The 13,013-nt window shown below is 56.2% G+C and carries 11 protein-coding genes; 5 read left to right on the forward strand and 6 right to left on the reverse strand.

What is annotated here, in order from left to right:
* Window positions 1–32: 32 nt before the first annotated feature.
* From AUQ43_RS07755 to AUQ43_RS07765, 3 genes are all read left to right on the forward strand, one after another.
* Entirely contained in the window at window positions 33–2,477 is a 2,445-nt protein-coding gene (locus AUQ43_RS07755) for a TonB-dependent receptor (RefSeq protein ID WP_232310623.1), read from the forward strand.
* Between the two features lie 101 nt (window positions 2,478–2,578).
* Window positions 2,579–2,992: a hypothetical protein gene (locus AUQ43_RS07760; RefSeq protein ID WP_062955672.1), complete on the forward strand. Its 414-nt coding sequence runs from the start codon at window positions 2,579–2,581 to the stop codon at window positions 2,990–2,992.
* 95 nt (window positions 2,993–3,087) lie between these two features.
* Window positions 3,088–3,492 (forward strand): GFA family protein, encoded by a 405-nt coding sequence (locus AUQ43_RS07765; RefSeq protein WP_062955673.1) that lies wholly within the window; start codon window positions 3,088–3,090, stop codon window positions 3,490–3,492.
* Window positions 3,493–3,544: 52 nt separating this feature from the next.
* Here the strand turns inward: AUQ43_RS07765 and fhuB are convergent, their stop codons facing one another.
* The 4 genes from fhuB to AUQ43_RS07785 are packed head-to-tail and all read right to left on the reverse strand — an operon-like array spanning window position 3,545 to window position 8,286.
* A complete protein-coding gene (gene fhuB / locus AUQ43_RS07770) occupies window positions 3,545–5,557 on the reverse strand; it encodes a Fe(3+)-hydroxamate ABC transporter permease FhuB (protein ID WP_062955674.1) in 2,013 nt (670 codons plus the stop codon).
* Window positions 5,554–6,489 carry an iron-siderophore ABC transporter substrate-binding protein gene (locus AUQ43_RS07775; RefSeq protein ID WP_062955675.1) on the reverse strand — a complete coding sequence of 312 codons (936 nt, stop codon included), beginning with the start codon at window positions 6,487–6,489 and terminating at the stop codon, window positions 5,554–5,556. Before AUQ43_RS07775 ends, fhuB begins: the two co-directional genes overlap by 4 nt.
* Window positions 6,490–6,501: 12 nt before the next feature.
* Window positions 6,502–7,467: an iron-siderophore ABC transporter substrate-binding protein gene (locus AUQ43_RS07780; protein WP_232310624.1), complete on the reverse strand. Its 966-nt coding sequence runs from the start codon at window positions 7,465–7,467 to the stop codon at window positions 6,502–6,504.
* Window positions 7,468–7,509: 42 nt separating this feature from the next.
* Window positions 7,510–8,286 carry an ABC transporter ATP-binding protein gene (locus tag AUQ43_RS07785; RefSeq protein WP_062955676.1) on the reverse strand — a complete coding sequence of 259 codons (777 nt, stop codon included), beginning with the start codon at window positions 8,284–8,286 and terminating at the stop codon, window positions 7,510–7,512.
* Between the two features lie 335 nt (window positions 8,287–8,621).
* Here AUQ43_RS07785 and AUQ43_RS07790 point away from each other — a divergent pair, with 335 nt between their 5' ends.
* Both AUQ43_RS07790 and AUQ43_RS07795 read left to right on the forward strand, forming a co-directional pair.
* Window positions 8,622–9,512: an SMP-30/gluconolactonase/LRE family protein gene (locus AUQ43_RS07790; RefSeq protein WP_062955732.1), complete on the forward strand. Its 891-nt coding sequence runs from the start codon at window positions 8,622–8,624 to the stop codon at window positions 9,510–9,512.
* Between the two features lie 156 nt (window positions 9,513–9,668).
* Complete coding sequence (locus AUQ43_RS07795) at window positions 9,669–11,243, forward strand: YbaY family lipoprotein (RefSeq protein ID WP_062955677.1); 1,575 nt, start codon at window positions 9,669–9,671, stop codon at window positions 11,241–11,243.
* Window positions 11,244–11,325: 82 nt separating this feature from the next.
* Here the strand turns inward: AUQ43_RS07795 and AUQ43_RS07800 are convergent, their stop codons facing one another.
* Both AUQ43_RS07800 and AUQ43_RS07805 read right to left on the reverse strand, forming a co-directional pair.
* Window positions 11,326–11,832, reverse strand: a complete 507-nt coding sequence (locus AUQ43_RS07800; protein WP_062955678.1) for a GNAT family N-acetyltransferase — start codon at window positions 11,830–11,832, stop codon at window positions 11,326–11,328.
* A 23-nt stretch (window positions 11,833–11,855) separates the two neighbouring features.
* Window positions 11,856–12,989 (reverse strand): type III PLP-dependent enzyme, encoded by a 1,134-nt coding sequence (locus tag AUQ43_RS07805; protein ID WP_062955679.1) that lies wholly within the window; start codon window positions 12,987–12,989, stop codon window positions 11,856–11,858.
* Window positions 12,990–13,013: the final 24 nt, after the last annotated feature.

Here is a 13,013-nt window from a genome sequence, read left to right on the forward strand (position 1 = left end):
GCATTATTATTTTCATGCGAAGGGGTTAGAACGTGAATATCGTGAATTTTGGGCAGACCGGTACCATCGGAATGTCCCGCCTTTTGGGGACGACGGCACTTGTTGCGACACTGATGATCGCATCCGTCCCGCAGGCTTTGGCACAAAGTTCGGCTGATACCGCTCAGACGGTTTCGGTCGCCGCAGGTGATCTGCGCACCGCCCTTGATCAGGTTGCCGATCAGTTTGGTTTGCAGCTTGTTGTGCAGGGCGATCTTTCCGGGATGGAAAGTGGCAACCTGGCGGCCGACATGTCGGCGCGCGAAGCACTGCAGAACCTTTTGGCAGGCAGTGGCTATGTGTTTGAATTTGTCTCTGATGACAGCGTGATCATCCGCCCGGTCAAAACCAGCAGCAACGCGTCACAGGAAAACCTGATCCTGCCGGAGGTGGTTGTGACCGCCACCCGTTCACGCCGCTCGATTGCCACCATGTCGCCGTCGGTTGTTGTAATCGGGTCTGATCAGATCGAAGCCCAGTCGGCCAAAAACAGCGATATCACCAATGTCATTCGCAACAATGTGCCGGGCTTCATGTTTGATGATCAAAGCCTGATCGCCAGCACGGAAACCTTCCGTGGCCGCGATGTACAGGTGCTGGTTGACGGGGTTGCGCGCAACACGCCGCTGCGCAACAGCAGCCGTATCCTGTCGATGATCGATATTCAGCAGGTCGAAAGCATCGAAGTCATTCCGGGCTCGAACGCGATGAACGGCGATGGCGCAACCGGGGCAACCATCAACATCATCACCAAGACCGGTGAAGTCGGCAAAAACGTGTTTGTCGTTGATGGGCATGTCAGAAGCTATACCGACGATATTGGCGAAAGCTTCTCACCGTCTCTGACGCTTTCGGGCAGTGGCGGCATCGGCGCAGTTGATCTGGCCGCCAGTGTGACCGGTTCAAAAACCGGCAATACCTATGACGGGTATGGCAATCAGGTGCCCTCGGACGCGATGCTCGGGCAGGGCGGGTTCGATAATGCCGAGGACCTTAATGTCTTTGGCAAGGCCGGGGTGACCGTTGCCGAGGGGCATCGCCTGTTCCTGTCCTCGGAAGTTGTGCGGTTCCGTCAGGATATCGAATATTATTCCGATCTTTCGACCGATCCGGTTTCGGTCAATTACGACAGTCCCTATCTGGCGCAGCCGCTTGAAGATGAAAGCCAGTATTTCACTGCCGGGTATGAGTTTGATTTCGGCAAGGTCGGTGTTGGCGACCTGAAGCTGTTTTACAATGACAGCTACAAACAGGCCGCACGCGCAGAATATCATGCCACCTACAATCCGGGGCTGGTTTCGCTTGCCAGCAATGGCGCGATTGAAGATCCGCTGGGCCAGTCGGTCATTGATACCGTCAAGTACGGTGTGAAGCTCTCGACCGACACCAACCTTGATGCCGCTTATGAAGGTTTGACCCTGACGTGGGGTGGGGATTTGAAGTTTGATGACGTCAAATACCGCACGGTGAGCGACCGAGATATCGGCGCGCCGATGGAACAGGACGGCAAGGCGATCTTTGCCCAGCTGTCAGCACCGGTAACCGAGTATGTCGATCTGTCAGGTGGCGTGCGTTACGAGGAATATGACCTGACGGTCAAGGATTTCACCAGACCGAGTTACATGCGTTACAACGGTGGCGTTGCGCAGCAGATCCTTGCTGCCGCGGATTTCACGGGTGGTCAGACGACCTATGATGCGGTGACTTTCAATGCGTCGGCGGTTGTTCACTGGACAGACCGGATTGATACATCATTTAGCTATAGCGAAGGCTTTTCGGTGCCGGATGTCGGGGCCTATACTCGTCGTGCGGGGCTTACGGGCACGTCTATTCCGCTTAACTTCGACGACATAGATGTCGAGGCTTCCAAGGTCAAAACCTATGAGGTGGCGGCACGCTACGACGGAACCGATTTCCGCTCTACGGCGGCGGTTTACATGAGCACCAATGACCGTGGCGATAACTATGACAGCTCGACCAACAAGCTCAGCCAGGAAAAGGAACGCATCATCGGGGCGGAATTGACTGGCGAGTATGATATCTCTGACGATACCTATATCGGGGCGTTGGCATCCTATGTCGAAGGCCGTTATGACACCAACGAAGACGGTGATCTTGATAGCTGGCTGCCCAATAACCGCATTCCATCCCCGTTCCGCTTTACCGGCTATGTCGACAGTTACGTTTGGGATGATCTGAATATGCGCTTTGACGGGACCTATACGGCGGGTCGCTATCGGATTGAAGATGAAAAGATCAAGCCGAGCCTGGTCTTCAATCTGTCGGGCAACTATCCGCTGCTGGGCGGCACGGCCCGTTTCGGGATCGAGAATATTCTTGATGCCAGCTACGAAAACCCGGCTGCGACGGCACTTCGCAATTACCCGGTTGCCGGTCATGGCCGCACGGTCACGATTGGCTATCGCCGCGAGTTCTGATCGCGATCAGGCCCATTACGGCCTGCTACATTGATGCGACCATTATTGGGGCCAGTGGCCCGGCGGAGCTCCCGCCGGGCCAATCGCGCACGGAGAAGGCAATGTTTCGATCATCAACACCGCAAAGCGATATCGTTCTGTTTGAAATGATTGATCAGCAAAGTGACGCGGACGGGCAGGCCTATATCGCGGCCCTTGATGCATTGGCTGAACGCAGTGATCCGGCCATTCTGATCTTTCGCGTGGCGGGCTTTATCAATCAGGATCACGACATCCGCAAACAGGCCGCCGCATGGTTCAAACGCAACCGTGACCGGCTGAATGTGTTTGCCAAGGGGCTGATCCGTGTCGATGAAGGCCATCATCACGGCGATGATGATCACGATCATGCGGGTGGGCATGAAGACGCAGAGGACAGCAACTTTGTCCGCATGCTGCCATTTCCGGTCCGGCGTGTTGCGACGCTGGATGCGGCATTCGCCCTTGCCCGTGATTGGCCGCGATCAGGCAGCTGATTGATCGGACGAACGGATGTCTCATAAGGGCTTGGAATGTGATAAATGTTCATGTTATGTTCCTTTTGGGCAGGGTTGCATAACAGGATTTAAAAATGATCAAGGGAAGCTGCCTGTGCGGCAAGGTTACGTTCGAAATTTCAGGGGAGCCGTCATCACTGAGCTATTGTCACTGTTCGCGCTGCCGCAAGGCAGCCGGTGTTTTCTCTGCTGTGGTGATTGGCAAGGCGGATGATCTTCATATGCTGACCGGCGAAGAGGTGATTGGTCGTTATCGCGGGCCGGACGCAAAGTTTGATCGCTGCTTTTGCAAGGAATGCGGCACGTCGCTTGGTGATTTGGCATCGGGCGACATTTATGTTGTCGCGGCGTCCGCGCTTGATGACGATCCGAAAATTCGCCCGTCGGTGCATATTCATACGGCGTCGAAACCTGACTGGTATGACATCACGGATGATCTTTTGAAGTTCGATGGCGACTATATCCCGCCAAGTACCTAATACCCATACGGGCAACTGAAACAGGCGTCATGGGAATTCATGACGCCTGTGATCAGCGTTTGCGGATGGCAAGGATCAGGAAGTATCCCGTACCGATCAGGGCGGCGATCAAACCGGTGGGGAGTTGTGCGGGATAGATCATGTTGCGCGCCAGCCATTCGGCAACCATCATCACATTGACCCCGATCAGAACAGCGCCCAGCAAATGCCCGCCTGCAAGGCGGTAACCCGCCACGCGCGCAAGGTGCGGGGCCATCAGGCCAACGAAGCTGAGCGGTCCGACCAGAAGCGTTGCACTGGCCGCCAGAATGGCCGCCAGCAACATCATGGCAAACTGAAAGCCCGAAATACCAAGGCCCAGGGATACGGATTGATCCGTGCCAAGGGATGCCAGTTCAAGCGGACGCCGCAAGGCAATTGCAAGGATCAGAAGCGCGCCGGTGACGCCAGCAACAATCATCACCTCGTTCATATTGGTGAAATAGGTCGTCCCGGCCAGCCACGACATCAGTATGGATGTTTGTGTCCCGCTTCGCGTCAGAACAATACGCACCATCGCGCCCAGAATGGCGGTCATGGCAAGACCGTTCAGCAGCATGTAATGCGGTGCATGGGTGAATTTGCGACAAAGGGCAAGCAACACCAAAAGCGATGCAATCCCCCCTGCAGCACCGATCACCATCAGTTCCGCCCGCTGTCCGAAACCTAAAATCGCCAGTGCCAGGATCATGGCAAGGGCGGTGGCCGAACTGACCCCGGTGATTTCCGGACTGGCCAATGGGTTGCGTCCGACGCGTTGAATAAGCGTGCCTGATACCGCCAGTGCTGCCCCGCAAATCATCGCGGCAAAGGTGCGTTCTGATCGCCCGATCAGGATATCAAGACTGCTGTCCTGCCAGCCCAGAATGACAAAGCCGTTGCCATCAAGTGAAACGAACAATGAAAAGACAACACCGATCACAAGGCTGACGGCAAGCGCAATTGATAGTGCAGTTTTCGAGATGATCTGTTGGTCACTGTGCTGATCATCGTTTTGGGTGCCCGGCATGATGCGCGCCTTGCGCAACATAAAGATGATAAACGGTGCGCCAAAAAGCGCGGTGGCTGCACCGGTTGGCAAGGGATCGCCGCCAAGTCCATTAAACTGGCGCACCACAAAATCGACGATCAAAAGGGCAAAGCCCCCGGTAAACAGCGAATAGATCATCAAATCGCGCGACCGTGACAAACCGGCAATGCGAAGGGCGGCCGGGATGGCAAGCCCGATAAAGCCGATCATGCCGGCCGCTGAAATCACGGATGCGGTGATGAATACGGCAAGGCCAAGGATCAGAAGGCGCAAGACGGTGACTTTTGCCCCGAGTGATCCTGCCGTGTCATCGCCAAGCGCCAGAAGATCAAGCGGGCGCGACAGGGCCAGAATGGCAATCATGCCCATCAGCACACGTGGCCAGACAAACTGCATATCCTCCCAGCCGTTCTGGGCCAGATCGCCGGCCCCCCACATGAAGATTGATTGCAGATATTGCTCGTTAAACAGCAAGATGATCTGCGATCCCGACTGCAACAACAGATTGACGATCATCCCGGCGAGAATGAGCCACAGCGTTGCATTGCCGCGATTGGCGGCAATCAGATAGACCGCACCGAGCGCAATCAAGCCCCCGGCAAGGGCAAAGGCCTCCTGAAACATGGCAAGCGATGCCGGGGCCAGCAGGACAAAAAGGGTCAGGGCAAATTCAACACCCGCCCCAACGCCAAGCGTTGTGGGTGAAGCCAGCGGATTGCGCAAAACTGTCTGGATGGCCGCACCGGCAAGCGCCAGCCCAGCCCCGCACAAAAACGCCATCGCAAGGCGGGGCAGGGTGCTGAAATGAAACAGGATTTGGTCAAAATCGGTTTCATCCGGGCTGAACAGAGCCTGTGGGACTTGGCCGTTGGCAAGATAGGGCCAGAAATCAATCACCAGTACGACAAGGCTCAGGATGCCCAGAATGCCTGTCAGGATGGCTGGAAGGGAAAGTCGGCCTCGAAGGTCCGCATTGCGCGCTGCCGCATTGCTCATTGTTGCGGGCCGCTTTCAATGGTTTCGGTCAAAAGCCGGGCAAAACGAAGCGCAGACGGCACCCCGCCATAGGCCCAGACGACGGGGAGTTCATAAACCCGGTTGTTGCGGCTGAAATCCATCACCTTCCAGATCGGGGAATTCAAAAGCTTATCAAGGATCACTTCGGGCACGGGGGTGGTATAGACCAGCGTTTCCTTGGCATAGGGCGCCAGAATCTCGAGCCCGCCACGACCAAAGCCCCACTTGTTGACTTCTCCGTCATAGGCAACCGGCACGTCCATTGCCGTCATCACCGAACCGGGCAGGGAGGTATCGGCAAAGATGCCGACATTGCTTTCATCAAAGAAGAAAACAACGTTGATCTTCTGATCCGGACCGATGGCGGTTTTCACGCGCTTGCCATACTCGCGCAGTTTCTGATCAACGTTTTCCAGATAGGCTTGGGCCAGTGTTTCGCGCCCGGTGGCCCTGGCGATCTTGTCAAAGACCTCCCGCGCGGTTTCAAAGGCCGGGTTCTTGCCGTCAAACAGCTTCAGTTCCAGAACCGGGGCGATTTCGGCAAGTTTTTCATACGCCATGCCGATATCGGGGACGGTAATGATCAGATCGGGTTTGGCGGCACGCAGCGCTTCGAGGTTGGGCGATGCGCGCGGGCCAAGATCAACAAAGCTTTCGGGCAGGTCTGGTTTGGCAACCCAGTCGACATAATCTTGCGGGTCGGCAATGGCGACCGGGTCAAGGCCAAGGGCAATCACGCTTTCGGTAAAGGACCAATTGATCGTCGCAATCCGCTTGGCTGGTGTATCAAGCCGCAAGATACCGCGTTCATGTTCGATCTCTATCGGATCGGCCATGACGGGCGACATGGTTGCGCCAATCAACGCAGCACACAGCAAAACCGGGCATACAAGCGCGCGCAGGATGTTCATGCCGGTTAACCTTTACGAGCCGTTTGCGGTGGTGTCCACGCCCGTCACCGCATCGGCCAGCAATTCGGCAAAGCGTGCGGCCGACAACACCCCGCCAAAGGTCCAGCTTGCCGGGATGGCATGGACATTGCCATTGCGTGCAAAGGGCATGGCCTTCCAGATGGCCGAATTAAACAGGGTTTCGCGTGTCGTTGGGGCAATCGGTTCGACATAGGCGAACTGCACATCCCCCATCTTGGCCAGATCGGACACATCGCCATTGCGAAACGCCCAGCCATTCACTTCTCCGTCCCAGGCATTGGCAAAGCCCATGCGGCCAAGCACAGAGCCAAACAGCGACGTCTTGCCATGAATGCGGAAATGCGTGTCATCTAGGATGCGGACAACAGCGAATTTCGCATCATTACCGACATGATCGCGAATGCGTTTTGCGGCGGCCTCAATCCGGGCGTTGACCGATGCAATGACGTCCTCGGCGGCGTCCGGCTTACCCGCCAGTTTGGCGACATTGCGTAGCAGCGCCTCGGCCCGATCAATCACGGGTTCGTCACTGCCGGTGTTATAGATCGAATAAACAAGGGTCGGCGCATAGCCAGACAGCTTTTCATGCGCCATGGCGACATCAACGCTGATCAGGATGGCGTCGGGCTTTGCATCGCGGAGCGCCTCGAAATTCGGTTCGCGACGGGTGCCAAGATCGGTGAAGCTCTCGGGCAGTTTCGGTTCGACCACCCAGGCGCGATATCCATCCGATTCCGGAATGGCGACCGGATCAATGCCAAGCGCGATCAGGCTTTCGGTCAACGCCCAGTTTGACGCCGCAAATCGCGTCGGGGTGGTTTCAAGGGTGACTTCGCCCATTTCATGGGTAAAGGTTTCCTCGGCGATCACGGGCAGGGGGGCAAGGGACGCGATGGCGGTTCCGGCGGCGATTGCAAGGCCAGCTAAGGTGTGGCCCATCCGAGGCGTAAACATCATGATTTCCCTGATCCCTGTTGATGTTGAAACGTGCGCAAGCAGCTATGCGACATAGCTTATGAAGCGGTCCGGGTTGCTTAGTTTGATGACGTCGATATCGGTCTGGAAAATATCGCGCAGCGTATCGCCATTCATGAAGTCGTGCGGCGTGCCCTGCCAACAGGTGCGCCCGGCGCGCAGAGCCAGAATGTGATCGGCAAAACGCCCGACCATGTCGATGTCATGCAAGACGGCAATGACAGTCAGATTGTTCTGATCCTTAAGCTTGGCGATCAGTTGCAGAATGTCGCGCTGATGACCGACATCAAGGGCCGAGGTCGGCTCATCAAGCAACAGCACCGGCGCATCCTGGGCGAGCAACATGGCAAGCCAGACCCGCTGGCGTTCCCCGCCCGAAAGGCTTGCGACCAGCCGGTCGGAAAACGCCGTCACGTGGGTCAGTTCCATCGCCTGATCGATTTTGGCGTGGTCGGTGTCACGGTAACGGCCAAACGCGCCGCGCCATGGATAACGGCCAAAGGCCACCAGTTCGCGCACGCTTAAATGCGGTGGCACAACCGGATTTTGCGGCAAATAGGCCACCTTGCGGGCAAAATCGCGTGTGCCATGATCGGCAAGGTCCTGCCCATCAAGCTGGATTGTCCCGGATGCCGGTTTGTTTTTGCGCGCCAGCAGTTTGATCAGTGTGCTTTTGCCCGATCCGTTATGGCCGACAATCGCGCTGAACGCCCCGGTCGGGAAAGTGACCGAGATGCCGTCAAGCAACGTCTTTGGCTTTTTGCCATCGCTTTTGAAAGCGACGTCTTTCAGGTCGAACATGGAAGGTAAACTCATGCGCCGGGAACGAAAACCGCGCCATCACCAAGCGGTGAACAACTGACGCGCTGCATATTTTGAGAATGCTTATCAATTACCTGTCGCGAATGCAACCAAGTTGCGATTGCAAGGCGCGAAATTTGCAAAAACTTGCATAATCATCATATTAAATTACTTTTCAGATCGCACCTTTCCGGTTAGCAATATCAGGGTGTATTGCAGTTAATTTGCTTCGCACACCAACAATAATTGTGGTCGCACCATGCAGTTTGCCGCGATATGAATGATTGCAGATTTGCAAGGCTGAAACGCATCCACATCGTCAACACGGAGAAATCATGTCCAACGTCAAAACCGTTTTGCCAAACCTGCGATGTAAACTTGGCGAAGGCCCGCATTGGGATGCCGAAGATGGTGTTCTGTATTGGGTCGATATTATTGGCAAAACCGCTTATGCGTTGCGCCCCGATGATGGCGGGTCGCGCAGTTGGGCATTTGATCAACCTGTTGCGGCCATTGTCCCGCGCGAGAAGGACGGGCTTTTGATTGCCCTTGCGGACGGGCTCGCCTTCCTTGACCCGGAAAGTGGCGAAACCACGCCGTTTGTTGCCCCCGACAGTGACAATGCCGGCAATCGGTCAAATGAAAGCCGGGTCGATCCGAAAGGCCGGTTCTGGCATGGCACCATGCAAAACAATATCGGCCCCAATGGTGAAGACTTGCCGGTAACGGCATCGACCGGGACGCTCAACCGCGTGGGTGCGGATGGAGAAGTCACCCGGTTTGCCGCCAATGTTGGTATCTCCAACACATTGCTGTGGTCGGCAGATGGCACCAAAATGTTCTTTGGCGACACCATTGCCAACACGCTTAATGTTTATGACTTTGACATGGAAACCGGTGTGCCTTCCAACCCGAAGCCGTTCTTTGGCCCGCAGGATCGCGGGAATATGGATGGTTCGGCAATGGATGCGGATGGATATATCTGGAACGCGCGCTGGGGTGGGGGATGCCTGATGCGCTTTGCCCCTGATGGCAGTGTTGACCGGGTGATCGAACTGCCGGTGACCCAGCCAACCAGTTGTGTGTTTGGGGGCCCGGACCTTAAAACGCTTTATATCACCTCGGCCGCGGTCGGGCTGGAGAACAGTGGCAATCCGCTTGAAGGGGCCTTGTTGTCCATCAAGACAGATGTGGCGGGCTTGCCGTGCCATCGGTTTGCCGGCTGATCGTTTACCGGTCTTAAGCGCCTATTGGTTGTCATTAATCAGGCAATTGGCGCTTCTTGCCCATTTTTGGCCTTGGTTTTCGGTATGTTTGGCGTCACCATAGCGTGTGCACAGCACATTGGACACCATCAAAAATACGAGCAAACCGGGGTCAAAATGAAACCTGCTAACGCCGCAGCCAAGTGGGCAAGGGCACTTTTTGTCATTGGCATGGTCGGGATATTGTCGGGCTGTGCGGCCCTGCAACCGTCCGGCAACAGTGTCACCGGATCGGTCAGTTATCGCGAACGGATTGCGCTTTCGCCCGATAATACCTTCCTTGTCGTGCGCTTGCTTGATGTATCGCGTGCTGATGCACCGTCAGTTGAAATTGCCGCACTGCGTCAGCCGGTCAGCAATCCGCCCATAGTGTTTGTCCTGCCCTATGATGCGGATGATATCGATCCGCGCATGACCTATGTGATCGAGGCGAAAATCGTCAATGCCGACGGCGACCTTCTGTTTCGCAATGATCAGGCCTATCCCGTCCTGACCCGCGATGCGCCAAGTGATGTCGACATCCTTGTTCGCAAAATCGCCCGCACACAGGGGGATGGCAGCAGCAAAGGCAACGCTTCGGCGATTGACAATCATATCGCCGCGATCAAGGCCCGCTTGCCCGACATGCGGGTGATCCCCGGTCAGTATTCGGCATCCGATCACACCGTGACCTACAATGCCTATATCTCGCCAGAGGGCGAACCGGTTCTGGTCGACGAGCATCGCGATCTTGGCGATTACGGAACCAGTGACGTTAAGCTCTATTACCGCAATGGGCAGCTTTTGCGCTTTGCCGAGGACGCAAAGCGGGTCAATTATGGTGGTTCCAACGATGATCAACCGTTGCAATACACCCTTAAACTTGATTTCGCACAGGGCCGTTTCACGTCCGGAAGCAAAACCGTTAATGGCAATGTCAGTGAGCCCGATGAACATGAAATCAGCGGGGCGCTGTCGCAAAGCAAGGTGGCGCTCAGCCGGATCGATGCCATGTTAAGCCAGCTTAACAGCACGCCGGACTCCCGCAGCGGCCCGGAGCTGTTTATCTGTGATGACAAAAGCCGCTTTGCAGTGACCTTTGATCAGGATGCCAAGCGCGCCATTGTTGAATTCCGGGGGCGCGAGCCGATCAGTCTGGCGCAAATGCCGACCGGATCGGGATATGGTTATGGCAATGAAATATATGAACTGCGCGGCAAGGGCGCAGATGCCATCTGGACAACTCCGTCAGGTGATTTCCATTGCGCCGTTTCGTCCATGCCGAGCGAGGCTGCCAGTCTTACCCTTGCGCCCGGCGATTTCCCGGTGGTTTCGGTAGAGGAGCTGAAAGCGCAGGGGGACGGGGTCTGGACGCGCTATTTTGATGAAATGATGCCAGCAATCACCACCTGCCTTGCCAAAAATCCCGGTGATCTGGTTTCGGTGCTGAAAGCCTGGCCAATGAACCATGGCATGGTTGGGGTGCGCACGATCAATGGCAATGGCGGGCGTCATGATTGTCTGGTGCCAGCAGACGGCATGGGAACCGCACAGACCGAACTGGTTGAAACCACCACCAACATTCTGCCCGGTGAAGATATCGTCCGTTTCACCCCGGCCAGCGGTGCTTATCCCGACGGAGATTGCTTTGCCCATGAACGGCTGGTGCAAAAGGGCGTCTTTGTTGGCTGGTTGTCTGAAAAGACCTGCTGATCTGATCGGCATTGGATGCAGAAACAAAAATCCCGGCCGGGGCAACCCGGGCCGGGATTTTTTGTCTTATTGCCTTGATGTCCTAGTGGATCATGGCCCCGGTCGCGGTGAGCATACCGCTTGACCCACTTAAGCCATCGTCATTGCCAAGTTGAACCGCCTGGAACCGGTGACGGTCAAAATGGCCGGGCATCAGAAGCCCGCTTGCAGGCGCAGCATGGAAGCCAAAGCGCGCATAGTAATCCGGATCCCCCACCAGAAGAACCGAACGGTGACCGGCCGTCTGTGCAGCATTAAGGGCGGCATAAACCAGACCGGCACCAACCCCGGACCCGCTATAGATTTTATCCACGGCAAGCGGGCCGAGCAGCAATGCATCGCCTGCATCACCGGCATTGACATTCCACAACCGGACGGTGCCGATCATGTGTTTGCCGTCAAAGGCGACAAACGCCAGACCGTCAGCCGGAAGCCGATTACGGCGCAGGATTTCAGACGATTTCCCGAAACGCGCCGGACCCATTACGCGATCCAGCAGCTTTTCGCGCTCGATATGTGCATAGGCACCTTCGCGATCAATCGTGATCATTGGCCTGTCTTTCGCAAATGCGGTCAGATGACATAGGCGGCAAGCGGCGAGAAGCCGTTGAACGCCACGGACGCATAAGTGGTGGTGTAGGCACCGGTTGCCTCGATCAGAACCTCGTCACCGATGGTCAAGGAGACCGGCAGGTCATACGGGGTCTTTTCATACAGCACGTCAGCCGAATCACAGGTCGGACCAGCCAGAACACACGGGGCGACGTCGCCGCCATCATGGATCGTGGTGATCGGATAACGGATGGCTTCGTCCATGGTTTCGGCAAGGCCACCGAATTTACCGATATCAAGGTAAACCCAGCGCACCGGATCGTCGGCATGCTTGCGCGAAATCAGAACAACCTCGGCTTTGATCACACCGGCATCACCCACCATGCCACGGCCCGGTTCGATAATGGTTTCGGGCATGCGGTTGCCAAAGTGGTTGTGAAGCGCATCAACAATCGCAGCACCGTATGCTTCGGTCGCTGGAATGTCGCGCAGATACCGGGTCGGGAAGCCGCCACCCATATTGACCATACGAAGATGAATGCCCTTGTCTGCCAGGGTGCGGAAGATCGATGATGCTTCCGAAAGCGCGGTGTCCCATGCATCAAGGTTGCACTGCTGCGAGCCGACATGGAAGGACACGCCATAGGCATCCAGACCCATGTGATGAGCATGCTCAAGAACTTCGAGTGCCATGGACGGCGCGCAACCGAATTTGCGCGACAGCGGCCATTCTGCGCCAACGCCGTCGGTCAGGATGCGGCAGAAAACCTGCGCACCCGGTGCGACACGGGCAATTTTTTCGACTTCTTCGACGCAATCAACCGCATAGAGGCGCACACCGAGTTCAAAAGCGCGCGCAATGTCGCGTTCCTTTTTGATGGTGTTGCCAAAGGAAATGCGGTCCGGAGTGGCACCTGCGGCCATCGCCATTTCGATTTCCGGGACGGATGCGGTGTCAAAGTTGCTGCCAAGGTCGGCAAGCAGGCTCAGAACTTCCGGTGCCGGGTTTGCCTTGACGGCATAGAAAATGCGCGAGCTCGGAAGCGCACGGGTAAAGGTCTCGTAGTTGCGCTGAACAACGTCGAGATCAACAACAAGGCACGGACCTTCCGGGCGGTTCTGTGCGAGAAAATCAATAATACGCTGAGTTGCCATTGGGGCGTTCTCCCATTCCACGAT

The organism is Thalassospira sp. MCCC 1A01148 (assembly GCF_001613795.1).
In the GTDB taxonomy this organism is placed as follows: domain Bacteria; phylum Pseudomonadota; class Alphaproteobacteria; order Rhodospirillales; family Thalassospiraceae; genus Thalassospira.